The sequence below is a fragment of the Bacillus cereus group sp. MG20 genome, from assembly GCF_040459885.1.
GTDB classification, from domain to species: domain Bacteria; phylum Bacillota; class Bacilli; order Bacillales; family Bacillaceae_G; genus Bacillus_A; species Bacillus_A cereus.
Window position 1 is genome coordinate 2,277,774 of the sequence record NZ_JARVHF010000001.1, and the last position, 13,862, is coordinate 2,291,635.

A 13,862-nucleotide genomic window follows, 5' to 3' on the forward strand; every position below is an offset into this window, starting at 1 on the left:
CCCCAAAAGGTATTCTCTGGGGATCTTATAAGCATAATTATTCTGGTACAAATGCAGATACAGGTCCTAATTCCTTTTCTAAATAACTGCGAATATTTGCTGGGTACTTTTCCACCACTGCAATATGTTTTTGAATCGTCTTATATAATTCATCATGCTTCATTTGAATATAATCTTGCGTAAGCATTTTTCGAAGAAGGATAATTTCTTTCATCCCTTGGCCATCTTCTTCACTTATCACTCGCTCGTCCATTAAAATATCAATAATATCTTCATAGCTTCCTGGATCGCGCATAATAAATCCATCAATCATCGCATTTCCTACATCTAATACAGTATCAATAATAAGATGGGCTATGCGCTCTAATGCGTAAAATTCAAACTCGGTTTCATATATCTTTTTCTCTTGAAATGTACTTGTTGCTCGTTCTAAACATACTAGCATTTGTTCTATTTTCTTTCTGTCTACAAAATACATGAATGTCACCTACCTGGAAATTAAAGCATTTACATTTTAATTGTAACGCTTTCTTCTGAAAAAATCGACAATTTTTCGAATTCACCTTTTCTCCGTTATTTGTTATAGTTATATTTGTATGATTTTTGAAATTGGAGGAATGGAATCTTGGAACGTGAACTCGCACTAGAAATTGTCCGTGTAACAGAAGCAGCAGCCTTAGCATCCGCACAGTGGATGGGCCGCGGAAAGAAAAATGAAGCAGATGATGCAGCAACTACAGCAATGCGTGATATGTTCGATTCAGTAAACATGGCAGGTACAGTTGTAATTGGTGAGGGAGAACTTGATGAAGCACCGATGTTGTATATTGGTGAAGAACTAGGAACAGGTAACGGTCCGGAAGTAGACATCGCCGTTGATCCATTAGAAGGTACAAACATCGTTGCAAAAGGTCTTGCAAATGCAATGGCAGTTATTGCAATCGCAGACAAAGGGAACCTTCTTCATGCTCCTGATATGTACATGGAAAAAATCGCGGTTGGTCCAAAAGCAGCTGGTAAAATTAGCTTAGATGATCCAATTGAAAAAACAATTGAAATTGTAGCAGAAGCTAACAATAAAAAGATTCGTGACCTAACGGTTATCGTTCAAGAACGTGAACGTCATCAAGATATTATTGACCGTGTTCGTGCAAAAGGTGCACGCGTAAAATTATTTGGTGACGGTGATGTTGGTGCGTCAATCGCAACAGCACTACCTGGAACGGGTATCGACTTATTCGTAGGTATTGGCGGAGCTCCAGAAGGTGTTATTTCTGCAGCAGCATTAAAGTGCCTTGAAGGTGAAATGCAAGCTCGCTTAGTTCCAATGAACGAAGAAGAAGAAGCTCGTTGTCGTGAAATGGGATTAGAAGACCCTCGTCAACTTCTTATGTTAGATGACTTAGTATCTGGGGATGATGCAATCTTCTCAGCAACTGGTGTATCTGCTGGTGAGTTATTAGACGGTGTTAAATTCCTTGGCGGAGATTTAGCTGAAACATACTCTATCGTAATGCGTTACAAAACAAGAACAGTACGATTCATTAAAACACATCACCATTTAGATCATAAACCACACTTAAACTTAGATATTTAATAAAGGAGCCATGTGTATGGAAGAACGTTTCTTTCTGTACGACGACACTGTCGCTACAAAAACTCGTTTCGTTAGCTTTATGGGAGAAAATGAGCGTCACGATTTAGCGCTTTTATACTCCGATCGTCATTACGGTAAAACAATTGTACTTGATATGCAAAGTAATAAATTTGCAATTATCGGTGCTGACGATTTAAACGAACCAGGCTACTTAGAGCACGCATTTTCTATGACTGAAGAAATTGCAGAAGAATTACGCTCATTTTTATTTGAACTTATATAATTTATCGTATGCACCAGCTATTTTAGCTGGTGTTTTTTCGCCTTTATTATTTAGAATTTTCAGTATTATATGTTATAATGAAGAATAAATCTATTTGGATAGAAAGGACGTTATCTACGTATGCCAACATTTACTTTGTAATGGACCAGCAATTGGATAGCATTACTCTCAAAAAAGCACCACGCTTTTTCAAGGGAGTAGTCTGCCCATTCCCATTACAAAGGAACGTATTGCATCTGTAGTATGATGTTTACGGAGGTTCCTCTTTGGGGAACCTCCTTTTATTTTTGTCTTTTTCTCATGTCTTCATACTACAAGACATCCAAATAGCTGTATTACGTTTCTTTGCCACTACTATAAGAGGTGAAGGAAAATGCAGAAAGTACAACTTTCTTGGAGTTTATATGAAAATCAGCAACACACAATCGAAAAATATTGTAAAAATTGCGGACGTACTACCCTATTTACTGATACGAATATTCGTAGGCATAACGCCAATGGAAAAAACATATACCGCTTTGCCATTTATAAATGTTCGAAAGATCATACGTGGAATCAAAAACTGCGTATTTATAAATCATTTACTGATCACGTTGAAACGATCGATATGACGCAGCAAGATCAAACAGAAACAAGTACTACTATTTCTATTACGCAACATAAAGAAAGTGGCGTAGCTGAAATCACGATCGTATTAGATATCGTTTTCGGTTCCCACCGCATTGATAAAGCCTTATCCACATATATTTCCGACTGGAGCCGTACACGCATTGTGGATAAAATTAAAAATGGGGATATTCAATTAAATGGACAACAAATGAAACCAAATGCAATACTTTCTGAAGGCGATCATATCTCGATTTGTTTATAAGCGAGAATATGTAAAAAATCCTCTTACAATTGTAAGAGGATTTTTTTATTTCTTCACTTTTCGTAATACGAAGTGTGCACAACCGAAGTTACAGTACTCGTATAAATACTCCGTTAACGTACTAATTTTCGTATCATATGTCGCACGTTGGTTACTATCATCAAAGAATCCTCGCAGTCTAAGTTGCTCATATCCCCAGTCTCCAACGATATAATCATATTTATTTAAAATTTCTGCATAGCGCTCTTTAAATGCTTCTTCACTAAAACCGTCACGAAAGTTTTTAATTACTTCGTACTGAACATTATTAATGCTCACCGTAGCATGAATCTCTTGCTCTTGCTTTTGCTCCATCATTAACTTCCTCTCTAAGCATTCTTCTTTTTATCGTATCACAAAGCATAACAACCAACAATTTCAAATACAAAAAATTGCAAATTAGTACATGCTATGGAGAAGGAGGTGATACATCGTGAAAAAACAAATTTTACTTTCCCTTCTCACTCTTTCCTTATTTGCAGGCTGCCAATCAGCGAACAAAGCTGAAATGGAACGTGAAGAAGGAAGCCGTGTTCTTGTTTCCAATAAAAACGACATGTATCATACGGAAAATACAAATACAAGACTCGCAAGAGTCGGTTATTCTTCTAAACAAAAGCATGAAGTATCTAACAAACAAGTAGGGGCCATTAATCGCGAGAAAGTCGCTGAAATGATTACAAGCATGACAGTCAAACTTCCTGACGTTACAAACGCTGCTACACTCGTTACCGATGATGAAGTATTTGTTGTATACCGTGCAAACACAACGGATCCAAAACTCGTAGCGGATCAAGTATATAGAGCTGCTTTGTCCATCGTCCCTCGCTATTATAAAGCATATGTATCAACAGACCAAAAGTTGATTTCCCAAATTCAAGGCCTTCAATCTGGCGCATTAAATGATACAGAATATACGCAAAGCCTCGATATGCTAAAACGTGAAATGAGTAAAAATCCTCATTTGAATAATACGGGGGATCAGACTTTAAATAATATGATTAAAAAGTAAAACAGGTGGAGAGAACCTCCACCTGTTTTACTTTTTATTTTTTATTACGATCCGCATAAATCTCCATCGCATCACACATAAACTGCGCTAACCCCTCACCAAACTTATCGATATTTTTCGTGAAGCGCTTATCAGCGACGTACATTTGACCGAGTCCTTTAAAAGCATCTAATGAATATTCGCCGAAGTTTTGCAAGTAACCATACCACACTCCAATTGCTTCTTGTGCCTCTTTAGAATCTGGTGCATCGTGTCTAAGCGTTGCTAAATTTCTATAAATAGCATTAAACTCCTCTTGGTTCTCTTTTGACATACCTTTTGCATATTCGTTCGCTTTATCTACAGCTGCGTTTCCCCATTTTTCACGGGCTTCTTCTTCATATGGGTTATGGCTGAAATCGAATCCTTCAAACTTCTCTTTGTTCGTCATTTCAATCTCTCCTTTTGTATGCTGAATTGTTTTATCAATCGTCGCAATCACCTTATCTAATCTGGCACGCTTTTCAAGAAGCATTTTCTTATGAAGCTGTAGTGCCTCTTCGTGATCAAATGATGGACTCATGATAATCTCTTTAATTTTTTTCAAAGGGAAGCCTAGTTCTTTAAAAAACAAAATTTGCTGCAATGTCTCTAAATTTTCATTGGAATACAGACGATATCCAGACTCTGTCGTCTCGTCTGGGGTTAACAACCCGATTTCATCGTAATGATGCAGTGTGCGCACACTAATTCCAACTAAATCAGCTACTTCTTTTACTCTCATTGTCATTTGTATCTCCCCCTTAGTACATACGATAAAGTATGACGCAACGTTAGAGTCAATAAGTAAATTCATTTTCTTTCTAAAAGTTTCATCTCTCCCCTATTTCATGCATAATAGATATGTACATATATTAGAAAGCGGTGAAAGTATGGTTTCAAATACTGTAATTGCCAGCATCATCTTTCAACTCATTGTCTCGATTCTGGTCCCAATTATCGTACTCGTTTATTTCCGTAAAAAATATAATATTAATTGGAAAGTGGTCGGCATTGGTGTTCTTATCTTTATCGGATTCACCCAAATTCTTGAAACACCATTCCACCTATTTATGCGCGGTAATTCAACAATCGCTCCATTTTTAGAAAATCCGTTTGTCTTCGCAATTTATGGCGGATTGACTGCTGGTATTTTTGAAGAATTAGGACGCTTCGTTGCCTTCTTCTTCTTACTAAAAAAATATCTAGAATATAAAGATGGCTTCGCTTATGGAATTGGTCACGGCGGAATTGAATCTATTTTAATTGGCGGTTTTTCTGCATTACAAGCATTAATCTTTGCTAATTCTATTAACGATGGTAGCTTCGCTCGACTGATTGAACAAAAACCCGAGCTTAGCATTTTACAGGACATGTTAATTCAGCAACCTGCCTACTTATACTTCCTTGGTAGCTTAGAAAGAATTATGGCACTCGTGCTTCAAATCGCCTTTACAATGCTTGTTTTATACGCAGTCAAACAGAAGAAATACATCTTCCTAGTATACGCTATACTATTCCACGCATTTGTAGACTTTTTCGCGGCACTTTACCAAACAAAAACAATCAACATCTTCGTTGCCGAAGGAATTACACTTCTGTGTACAATTGGCGCTGTCGTTCTTATTCGCAAAATGAAAGAGAAATTAATGAGTGTACCGGAGTAAAAAATAAACCACCAAAATTGGTGGTTTATTTTTTATATGGATTACCACACTGATGATAACTTTTACCCTCTCGCAACTCCCTCTTTGTTTCTGCATCTATAACGATGTACTTATGAAACTCTCCTACTTCATTTTGAATAAAAGAAGCGAAAAAGTATACTTGGCGATCAGAGTGAACAAAAAAATCTTGAAGTACCACTCTACCTCGACAACCGACAGCTGTTTTTTGTAGGAAAGAAAATTCTTCATCAGGCACTTCTTTAAATAAGATTTTTTTCCGAACACTATATGCTGCATTTTTGTATTCTTTATAGATCTTCTTATCTAACTGTTTATAAAAAACATCCTCACTCACAAATGACTTATTTTGATTGCTTGGATAATTTAGTTTTCGGTTGGATTCTGCATATGTTGTGGACAATTGCGCAAGAAAACAAATAATGAATACGATACATATCATTTTTTTCATCATTGCACCTCAATTTTTTATTATCCACATTACTTTTCCACATATTTAAATCCATATGCTGTTTCCAATAAAAAGGAATTATTTCCACATTTGTCGAAGTATATAGCGTCAACTTGAAAGATGGGGATGAATTATGAAGAAAATTATTTTAATACGACATTGTTCAGCAATTGGGCAAGAATGTGATGCTGAATTAACGACCGATGGAAAAGACCAAGCAAATACCCTTGCTACATTCCTCTTAGAAAATACTCTACAAATCGATCATATTATTTCAAGCCCATTTGTCCGAGCTATCGATTCCATTCGGCCCTATGCGCTCCAAGCTAACTTATCTATCCAAGAAGATGAACGATTAACTGAACGCATATTGAGCAACGTTCCAATGGATGATTGGATGCAAAAACTAGAATCCACTTTTACGAACATAGATATTGCCTTCTTAGGCGGAGAGTCCACAAAACAAGCAACAGACCGTGCCATATCGCTTATTCAAGACGTTTTACAATTAAACCATACGACAACACTACTTGTTACACATGGCAATTTACTTACACTCATTTTAAAGCATTTTGATCATACGATTGGTTTTAATGAATGGAGAAATTTAACGAATCCTGATATTTACGAAATTACAATCGACGAACAATGTATCATAACACGCTTATGGGAAGCATCGTCCAAGTAATATCCCTTTCCAAAACATTCAGTTGACGCCACGAGAAGAGACTGTTCTAACAATAGAAAGGGGTATTATTTCATATGTACGAAGACGTACTTGCTCTACTACATAAAACAAATGTTTCTTATGAAAAGTTCGAACACGAACCGGTACTCGATTATGAGACAGATCGGATTGTACGTGAAAGACTTGGCTTACAAGGTACTCCAAGTAAAAGCTTATTTTTAAAATCAACATCTGGAAATTTTTATGTGTTTTTTACGTTAGAAGGAAATCGGCTTAATCGCGGAGAGATGAAAGAAATAACGGGAGAACGCTTATCGCTCTGTTCTCCTGATGAACTAAGAATGGAAACTGGCTGTACTCCAGGATGTGTAGCTCCTTTTGGTTATTCACAAGAAGTAACAATTATTGTGGACAGTTCCGTTTATACGTACGATAAAATTTTAATTACACCTGGTGTACCTGAATTTACAATTGAATTATCCACAGAAGAATTAAAAAAGATTTTATTAACATGTACAAATACCGTTTTAGAGTACAAACAAAAAGAGAGCTGATCGTTAGCTCTCTTTTTTCATTATTTAGCTTCTGCTGTTTTTTCTTTTGCAGAACGTACTTGCTCGTCCGCATGGTAAGAAGAACGCACAAGTGGGCCAGCTTCACAGTGGCTAAATCCTTTGCTAAGTGCAATTTCTTTAAGCTCTGCAAATTCTGCTGGTGGATAATATTTAATAACTGGTAAATGCTTCTTAGATGGTTGTAGATATTGTCCAAGAGTTAAAATATCCACATTGTTTGCACGTAAGTCATCCATTGCTTCAATTAAATCTTCTCTTGTTTCACCTAAGCCGACCATAATGCTCGATTTAGTTGGAATATCAGGCTGCATTTCTTTTGCTCGACGTAAAAACTCTAATGAACGGTCATACTTTGCTCTAGCGCGAACTCGGTTAGATAATCGACGTACTGTTTCAATGTTATGGTTTAAAATATCTGGTTTTGCATCCATTAACATTTTTAAGTTTTCTTCTACCCCAGCCATATCAGATGGTAATACTTCGATAGACGTGAATGGGTTTTTACGACGTACTGCTCGTACTGTTTCAGCAAAAACAGCTGCTCCGCCGTCCTTTAAATCATCACGTGCAACCGCTGTTATAACAACGTGCTTTAAGCCCATTTGTACTACTGAATCTGCTACGCGTTCTGGTTCTTGTAAATCAAGCTCAGTTGGTAAGCCTGTTTTAACCGCACAAAAACGACAAGCACGTGTACAAACCGCACCTAAAATCATAAATGTTGCTGTTTTTCTTACAGCCCAGCATTCATGAATATTCGGACATTTTGCCTCTTCACAAACGGTATGAAGATTCTTAGAACGCATCATTTTCTTTAAGCCTGTATAGTTTTCATTCGTGTTTAACTTAATTTTCAACCATTCGGGCTTGCGCTTATATTCTGTTTGTTTTGTCATGGTTATCAACTCCGCACAATATGAAATAGTTTACCGTGTTCGCTTCTTTCAATGTAACATATCTATTCTAACGTATGAAAGCGATTTGCTCAAATGAAGATTCTAAGATTTTTTCCAATCGTTCCCTATAATGAAATACTCCGTATATCCCACACTAAAAAGAGTGATGTTGTGAAAGGAGTCTATTTCATGCTTCGAAAAATTTCTCTTTTGCTTTCTATTTGTTTTCTTCTCCACCAAAACATCGCTTACGGTGAAGATAATCAGCAAAGCATATACGAAAAGCGCATGGCACTATATAAAGAAACCGAGCAATCTTCAGGCATTCCATGGTATTACTTAGCTGCAATGGATCAATATGAAAGAAATATACGGAGCGTAAGAAAAGATATTCCAAAAAAACCAGATGCCATCATTTCCCTTTATTTCAAACCAGAAATATGGGCTGGACCTGTTAATAGTAACGATACTCTCCCCCATACAATTTCTCTATTTGGCGGAATAGGTTTAGATGGTGACAAAGATGGATTTGCAAATGCAAATAGCGACCGTGATCTTCTGCATACTGCAGCGACCATTTTAAGGAAACAAGGAACGTCAGAAGACCGTATTAAAATTATGCTTTGGGAATATTATAGACGTGCAAAAACAGTTGATTTAATTAGCGAGTACGCCCAAATTTATAAACATTATGGACGTATTAATTTAGAAGGAAATGCTTTTCCTCTTCCGATTCGTAGTGACCATAGCTACCGTAGTACTTTCGGCGCTGGAAGAAGTTTTGGCGGAAGACGAATTCATGAAGGAACCGATATTTTCGCCGGATATGGCGTGCCAGTAAGATCGACTTGCTATGGCATTATTGAAACAAAAGGCTGGAACCGCCTTGGTGGATGGCGCATTGGTATTCGTGACCTTCATAATAATTACCATTATTACGCTCATTTAGGCGGGTTCTCAAAAGAAATACAGCTTGGACAAATTGTTGAGCCAGGAAAAGTAATTGGATTTGTTGGTAGCACTGGTTATGGACCTCCTGGTACAGCCGGAAAATTCCCACCCCACTTACATTTTGGCATATATAAAGACAATGGCTATACAGAATGGGCCTTCGATCCATACATGCATTTAAGCCTTTGGGAACGCAAAGAACGAGCAAATACAAAAAGATAACCGTAGCTGCATTGCTACGGTTATTTTTTATCCAGTAAAAGCCCGGCTCAGCCGATTTTTACTTTATATGCAACTAACTATCTGTTTTCTTTTTATCAGGTACAGCAACACTTCCGCTTCCATAATACGTAGGCACTTCCCCTTGAACGATACGCGTCGCAATCGGAACATTTTGTTTCACAGTTATCTCTTTCGTATGAAATGGAATAATTACTTGCAATGTTACTTCCATTTCCATAACAATTTGAATCGCTGTAGTATTAATTCCATGCGGCTCAATTTTTTGTTTAATATCTGTATTCACATGCCCAATTGGCGTGAAATGAATCGGAATATCTGGTCCTATATTACCAAGAAGTGCATTATCAGTTACACGCCCAAAAGGAACTGCCATAGTCGCCCCGTTTTTTTCAGAAATACCTAGCTCCTTCAACTTCCCTTGTTCTACTTGTTGCAAATATTTTTCTATGTACGTGGTCGTTGACGTTACGATTTCATTTACTTGCTTCGTATTTAAATTAATTGTGGATACTTTTCCGTTTTTATCATTCTGTACTTTCATTAATGAATCGACATCGAATCCTTCATTAATTCTATCCTTTACCGCCTTCGTCATAATTGCTGTCGCCATTTTATGTGTCTCTACTTCCCCATATTTAATTAAGGTCGGCTGAATACTATTATTCACAATCCACAACCCTTGCGTAAGTAATATAACAAAAAGAATAAACGACATAAGCAGTATATACCGAAAGGCAATAGGTCCCCTTCGAAACCGCGAGTTTTTCGAGCGAAATATACTCATAAAAAAACCTCCTTCTTATATCATTTCTATGCAAGAAGGAGGGACGATATATGCTTATCTCATTTTTAATAATGCTTCTTTTCCAATCGTTCCTACTGGAATGCCTAACGCTTCAGCTCCAGTCGTTACCGATTCTAGTGGCGCTTCAAGAAGTTGTTCAATCGTTCTTACACCAACCGCACGGCCAGCAATAATTCCTCGATCACCTAATTTCTCATTTAAAAGACCTACATCTAATGCACCACACATAATATATCCTTTATCGCTCATTACAGCTAGCAAATTCGTCTTTGGAAGTTTCACGCTAACCGCAATAAACGTATAATTATCAATTATAATTGGCTCCACATTAACCATAGTTCACACTCCTCTCTTTCTTATCTGTATGACAAGAGAAAAATGAGTGTTACAAGTTAACTAGCCTATAGTTTAACGGAAGTTGTATGAGTTATTAACATATCCGTTAACACATCTCTAAGTAGTTCTGGCATATAATATTGTTTGCCAGAAAGTGTGGATAGCTCTGGGTATAAGTATCCAAACGTAAACATATCGATTGTTCCTACCGTATATATACGGTCTAACTCCAGCGATTCGCCGTTAATCAATACATCTTCTAATAAAATTTTATTGCCAGGAATCGTATCTGGAATGACTTCTACACCAGCATAAATCATTTTCCCCATCACTTTCCCCCGAAATCCGAATCCTTTCACCTCAAGCTTCTCCATGTTCGGTTTACGTGCTTTCAAAATAACTTCTCTTAATATCTTTCCTGGAACTTTCAAAGCACACGGATTAATTGGATGTGGACAAATTCTGTGAATATCTCCGCGCGTTACAACACCCTCTTCTAGCCCTTCAAGAAGTACACCGGCGTTCACCATGCCAATCTCTGCATCGCACCATGTTTTCAGCGCACTTGCTAACATATGAGAAAACGGCGTCTCCTGAAACCAATCAACCGGTAATGACTCTTTTAAATGAACGACAGGCTCTGCCATTATATGATTACTTTCTTCCTGCAGTATTTCAATTGTGGATAACGGCTCGCTATAAGCACCTAAACGTTCCGTCTTAATCGCTCTACCGTCTTTTTTCAACAGCTTCTTCGTCTCTTTATCCACAGTAAGCTGAACGTGGCCAACGTAACGTCCCCACTTTTCACAACAGCAAAGTAAAGTATTGTTCAGTAGAACACCACGCTCAAATAAATGATGCGTATGTGCACCTAAAATAACATCTATATCATAATGCTCTGCCATATACTCATCCATACTTTTTCCAAGGTGAGATAGGACAACGGTAATATGCGCCTCATCTTTCACTTCTTCTAAAATAGACTCTAAATGGATAAGCGGATCTTCAATATGCCAATCGAGCATATGATAAAACTCTGGATAAGCTACCGTTAATCCGATAAAAGCAATGATAATCCCATCTGTCGTCGTATGTAATTTATAAGGTTTCGCCCACGCTGGACGTACCCCTTCTTTTTCAAATAAATTCGCAACGAGCACCTCAAATCCAGCATCATCATATAGACGATTCAAATGCTCCTTCGCTAACGTAATGCCTTCATTATTTCCGATCGTTACATAATCATATAACGCCTCATTTAAAAGCTTCGTATTCCCAAGGCCATTTGTCGCTTCCGAAATACTATGAAAACGATCCACATGATCACCGATATCAACCGTCAAAACAGTCTCTCCCGCTTCCTGTCTTCGCTTTTTCTCCCCTAGAACAAACCGAGAAATTTGCGGCCAATTTTCAAAATGACTATGTATATCGTTTGTATGATAAAGGTGGATGATTGTTTCTTTATTTGTATTCAGAGAAAAAACCTCCTCTCAGTTCCTTACTGCCATTTACGCTATGCGCACACAATAATCCTGTAAATACTTTTCGTCTTTTCTTGCTATTTTACATTGTACTCGCATTGTGAGAAAAAGCAAAAGATTGTCCTTTTCATATGAGAAACTTTTGCTAATGCAGGAAAGAATTCCAGATAGTGGAGGGAGGGGTGGATTTGTCAAAAAGTTTAATAGAGAATTCAGTGGGTGGTTGTTCAAGTGGATTTGTCAGTATCTTTGTCTTAAACCTAGTCGTTCTCTGTTCTTATAAAATGTTTGGGGTATGTGAGGATTTTCTTTTGTCTTATCTTGTCGACAAATCGATATTCCTTGTCGAAACGTTGATATATTGAAATAATCGTTGATATATTCCCGTTTATGATCGATATATTTGAAAAATCGTTGATATATTTAGCTGAACACCCACCCGGGTATCCTCTCCCAAGCCACGACAAATCCGCAAAACAAAAAAGCGCCCTGCACAGCAGGGCGCTTCTACTTTAACTATTAACCGATAGAACCTTCCATCTCAAACTTGATCAGGCGGTTCATTTCAACTGCGTATTCCATTGGAAGTTCACGAGTGAATGGCTCGATGAAGCCCATTACGATCATTTCTGTAGCTTCTTGCTCAGAAATACCGCGGCTCATTAGGTAGAATAATTGTTCTTCTGATACTTTCGATACTTTCGCTTCGTGCTCAAGTGAAACGTAATCGTTTTTGATTTCGTTGTAAGGAATTGTATCAGATGTAGATTGGTTATCCATGATTAACGTGTCACACTCGATGTTAGAGCGAGAGTTTTTCGCTTTTGGTCCGAAGTGTACGATACCACGGTAAGTTACTTTACCACCATGCTTCGCAATCGATTTAGAAACGATTGTTGAAGACGTGTTTGGTGCTAAGTGAATCATTTTCGCACCAGCATCTTGGTGTTGGCCTTTACCAGCAATCGCGATTGATAATGTTAAACCACGAGCGCCTTCGCCTTTTAAGATAACTGCTGGGTATTTCATCGTTAATTTAGAACCGATGTTACCATCAATCCATTCCATCGTTGCGTTTTCTTCACAAACCGCACGTTTTGTAACTAGGTTGTATACGTTGTTCGCCCAGTTTTGGATTGTTGTATAACGGCAATACGCATCTTTTTTAATGATGATTTCTACTACCGCACTGTGAAGTGAGTTAGTAGTGTAAACAGGTGCTGTACAACCTTCTACGTAGTGTACGTGTGCGCCTTCGTCTACGATGATAAGCGTACGCTCGAATTGTCCCATATTTTCAGAGTTAATACGGAAATACGCTTGAAGTGGTGTATCAACTTTAATACCTTTTGGAACGTAGATGAATGATCCACCAGACCAAACTGCAGAGTTTAATGCAGAGAATTTGTTGTCTGTTGGTGGGATTACTTTTCCGAAATGCTCACGGAAAATATCTTCGTTCTCTTTTAATGCGCTATCTGTATCTTTGAAGACGATTCCTAGAGCTTCTAGGTCTTCTTTCATGTTGTGGTATACAACTTCAGATTCGTACTGTGCAGATACACCAGCTAAATATTTTTGCTCAGCTTCTGGAATACCTAATTTATCAAATGTTGCTTTAATTTCATCAGGTACTTCATCCCAAGACTTCTCAGATTTCTCAGATGGTTTTACGTAGTACGTAATTTCATCGAAATCTAAGTCGTTTAAGTCGCCGCCCCATTGTGGCATTGGCATTTCATAGAACTTATCCAGTGATTTTAAACGGAAGTCTAACATCCACTGTGGTTCTTCTTTCATACGTGAAATCTCTTCAACGATCTCTTTTGTTAAACCGCGTCCAGCACGGAAAATCGAAACGTCTTTGTCTTTGAAACCATATTTGTAATCGCCGATATCTGGCAGTTGCTTCGCCATGTTGGTGT

General features: G+C 37.7%; 17 protein-coding genes. 8 read left to right on the forward strand and 9 right to left on the reverse strand.

Annotation, left to right across the window (positions count from 1 at the left end):
* Window positions 1–37 precede the first annotated feature (37 nt).
* Window positions 38–478 carry a DUF86 domain-containing protein gene (locus QCI81_RS11795; protein ID WP_353810751.1) on the reverse strand — a complete coding sequence of 147 codons (441 nt, stop codon included), beginning with the start codon at window positions 476–478 and terminating at the stop codon, window positions 38–40.
* 147 nt (window positions 479–625) lie between these two features.
* Here QCI81_RS11795 and glpX point away from each other — a divergent pair, with 147 nt between their 5' ends.
* The 3 genes from glpX (at window position 626) to QCI81_RS11810 (ending at window position 2,751) form a co-directional block, all read left to right on the forward strand.
* A complete protein-coding gene (gene glpX / locus QCI81_RS11800) occupies window positions 626–1,597 on the forward strand; it encodes a class II fructose-bisphosphatase (protein ID WP_000439090.1) in 972 nt (323 codons plus the stop codon).
* Between the two features lie 16 nt (window positions 1,598–1,613).
* Window positions 1,614–1,880, forward strand: a complete 267-nt coding sequence (locus tag QCI81_RS11805; protein WP_000392611.1) for a DUF3055 domain-containing protein — start codon at window positions 1,614–1,616, stop codon at window positions 1,878–1,880.
* A gap of 373 nt (window positions 1,881–2,253) precedes the next feature.
* Entirely contained in the window at window positions 2,254–2,751 is a 498-nt protein-coding gene (locus QCI81_RS11810) for a hypothetical protein (protein ID WP_001174588.1), read from the forward strand.
* Between the two features lie 45 nt (window positions 2,752–2,796).
* Here the strand turns inward: QCI81_RS11810 and QCI81_RS11815 are convergent, their stop codons facing one another.
* Window positions 2,797–3,108 (reverse strand): YutD family protein, encoded by a 312-nt coding sequence (locus tag QCI81_RS11815; RefSeq protein WP_000970508.1) that lies wholly within the window; start codon window positions 3,106–3,108, stop codon window positions 2,797–2,799.
* Window positions 3,109–3,223: 115 nt separating this feature from the next.
* On the opposite strand from QCI81_RS11815, the gene QCI81_RS11820 reads away from it, so the two are divergent.
* Window positions 3,224–3,802: a YhcN/YlaJ family sporulation lipoprotein gene (locus QCI81_RS11820; RefSeq protein WP_098852453.1), complete on the forward strand. Its 579-nt coding sequence runs from the start codon at window positions 3,224–3,226 to the stop codon at window positions 3,800–3,802.
* A 34-nt stretch (window positions 3,803–3,836) separates the two neighbouring features.
* Here the strand turns inward: QCI81_RS11820 and QCI81_RS11825 are convergent, their stop codons facing one another.
* Complete coding sequence (locus tag QCI81_RS11825) at window positions 3,837–4,571, reverse strand: MerR family transcriptional regulator (RefSeq protein ID WP_098852451.1); 735 nt, start codon at window positions 4,569–4,571, stop codon at window positions 3,837–3,839.
* A gap of 100 nt (window positions 4,572–4,671) precedes the next feature.
* On the opposite strand from QCI81_RS11825, the gene QCI81_RS11830 reads away from it, so the two are divergent.
* Window positions 4,672–5,487: a YhfC family intramembrane metalloprotease gene (locus tag QCI81_RS11830; RefSeq protein ID WP_142340462.1), complete on the forward strand. Its 816-nt coding sequence runs from the start codon at window positions 4,672–4,674 to the stop codon at window positions 5,485–5,487.
* Window positions 5,488–5,512: 25 nt separating this feature from the next.
* Here QCI81_RS11830 and QCI81_RS11835 read toward each other — a convergent pair whose 3' ends face one another.
* Window positions 5,513–5,947, reverse strand: coding sequence for a hypothetical protein (locus tag QCI81_RS11835; RefSeq protein ID WP_071730771.1), 435 nt, complete (start codon window positions 5,945–5,947; stop codon window positions 5,513–5,515).
* A 142-nt stretch (window positions 5,948–6,089) separates the two neighbouring features.
* On the opposite strand from QCI81_RS11835, the gene QCI81_RS11840 reads away from it, so the two are divergent.
* Complete coding sequence (locus tag QCI81_RS11840) at window positions 6,090–6,644, forward strand: histidine phosphatase family protein (RefSeq protein WP_053563427.1); 555 nt, start codon at window positions 6,090–6,092, stop codon at window positions 6,642–6,644.
* A 74-nt stretch (window positions 6,645–6,718) separates the two neighbouring features.
* Window positions 6,719–7,198, forward strand: coding sequence for a YbaK/EbsC family protein (locus tag QCI81_RS11845; protein ID WP_000272751.1), 480 nt, complete (start codon window positions 6,719–6,721; stop codon window positions 7,196–7,198).
* A gap of 20 nt (window positions 7,199–7,218) precedes the next feature.
* Here the strand turns inward: QCI81_RS11845 and lipA are convergent, their stop codons facing one another.
* Window positions 7,219–8,115: a lipoyl synthase gene (gene lipA / locus QCI81_RS11850; protein ID WP_000166367.1), complete on the reverse strand. Its 897-nt coding sequence runs from the start codon at window positions 8,113–8,115 to the stop codon at window positions 7,219–7,221.
* 189 nt (window positions 8,116–8,304) lie between these two features.
* On the opposite strand from lipA, the gene QCI81_RS11855 reads away from it, so the two are divergent.
* Entirely contained in the window at window positions 8,305–9,288 is a 984-nt protein-coding gene (locus tag QCI81_RS11855; protein ID WP_000944681.1) for a M23 family metallopeptidase, read from the forward strand.
* 73 nt (window positions 9,289–9,361) lie between these two features.
* Here the strand turns inward: QCI81_RS11855 and yunB are convergent, their stop codons facing one another.
* The 4 genes from yunB to sufB form a co-directional block, all read right to left on the reverse strand.
* On the reverse strand, window positions 9,362–10,093 hold the full coding sequence (gene yunB, locus QCI81_RS11860) for a sporulation protein YunB (protein ID WP_000021807.1): 732 nt from the start codon (window positions 10,091–10,093) through the stop codon (window positions 9,362–9,364).
* A 54-nt stretch (window positions 10,094–10,147) separates the two neighbouring features.
* Window positions 10,148–10,450, reverse strand: coding sequence for a YunC family protein (locus QCI81_RS11865; RefSeq protein WP_000248467.1), 303 nt, complete (start codon window positions 10,448–10,450; stop codon window positions 10,148–10,150).
* A gap of 65 nt (window positions 10,451–10,515) precedes the next feature.
* Window positions 10,516–11,931, reverse strand: a complete 1,416-nt coding sequence (locus tag QCI81_RS11870) for a bifunctional metallophosphatase/5'-nucleotidase (RefSeq protein ID WP_346655883.1) — start codon at window positions 11,929–11,931, stop codon at window positions 10,516–10,518.
* A 525-nt stretch (window positions 11,932–12,456) separates the two neighbouring features.
* On the reverse strand, window positions 12,457–13,854 hold the full coding sequence (gene sufB / locus QCI81_RS11875) for a Fe-S cluster assembly protein SufB (protein ID WP_001118824.1): 1,398 nt from the start codon (window positions 13,852–13,854) through the stop codon (window positions 12,457–12,459).
* Between the last annotated feature and the right edge of the window lie 8 nt (window positions 13,855–13,862).

Excerpts from the sequence above, each read along its gene's own strand:
- QCI81_RS11845 (WP_000272751.1), top strand. The coding sequence starts at position 6,719 with ATGTACGAAGACGTACTTGCTCTACTACATAAAACAAATGTTTCTTAT.
- QCI81_RS11825 (WP_098852451.1), bottom strand. The coding sequence starts at position 4,571 with ATGACAATGAGAGTAAAAGAAGTAGCTGATTTAGTTGGAATTAGTGTG.
- QCI81_RS11855 (WP_000944681.1), top strand. The coding sequence starts at position 8,305 with ATGCTTCGAAAAATTTCTCTTTTGCTTTCTATTTGTTTTCTTCTCCAC.
- QCI81_RS11840 (WP_053563427.1), top strand. The coding sequence starts at position 6,090 with ATGAAGAAAATTATTTTAATACGACATTGTTCAGCAATTGGGCAAGAA.
- yunB (WP_000021807.1), bottom strand. The coding sequence starts at position 10,093 with ATGAGTATATTTCGCTCGAAAAACTCGCGGTTTCGAAGGGGACCTATT.
- QCI81_RS11865 (WP_000248467.1), bottom strand. The coding sequence starts at position 10,450 with ATGGTTAATGTGGAGCCAATTATAATTGATAATTATACGTTTATTGCG.
- sufB (WP_001118824.1), bottom strand. The coding sequence starts at position 13,854 with ATGGCGAAGCAACTGCCAGATATCGGCGATTACAAATATGGTTTCAAA.
- QCI81_RS11815 (WP_000970508.1), bottom strand. The coding sequence starts at position 3,108 with ATGATGGAGCAAAAGCAAGAGCAAGAGATTCATGCTACGGTGAGCATT.
- QCI81_RS11830 (WP_142340462.1), top strand. The coding sequence starts at position 4,672 with ATGCATAATAGATATGTACATATATTAGAAAGCGGTGAAAGTATGGTT.
- QCI81_RS11795 (WP_353810751.1), bottom strand. The coding sequence starts at position 478 with ATGTATTTTGTAGACAGAAAGAAAATAGAACAAATGCTAGTATGTTTA.
- QCI81_RS11805 (WP_000392611.1), top strand. The coding sequence starts at position 1,614 with ATGGAAGAACGTTTCTTTCTGTACGACGACACTGTCGCTACAAAAACT.
- lipA (WP_000166367.1), bottom strand. The coding sequence starts at position 8,115 with ATGACAAAACAAACAGAATATAAGCGCAAGCCCGAATGGTTGAAAATT.
- QCI81_RS11835 (WP_071730771.1), bottom strand. The coding sequence starts at position 5,947 with ATGATATGTATCGTATTCATTATTTGTTTTCTTGCGCAATTGTCCACA.
- QCI81_RS11810 (WP_001174588.1), top strand. The coding sequence starts at position 2,254 with ATGCAGAAAGTACAACTTTCTTGGAGTTTATATGAAAATCAGCAACAC.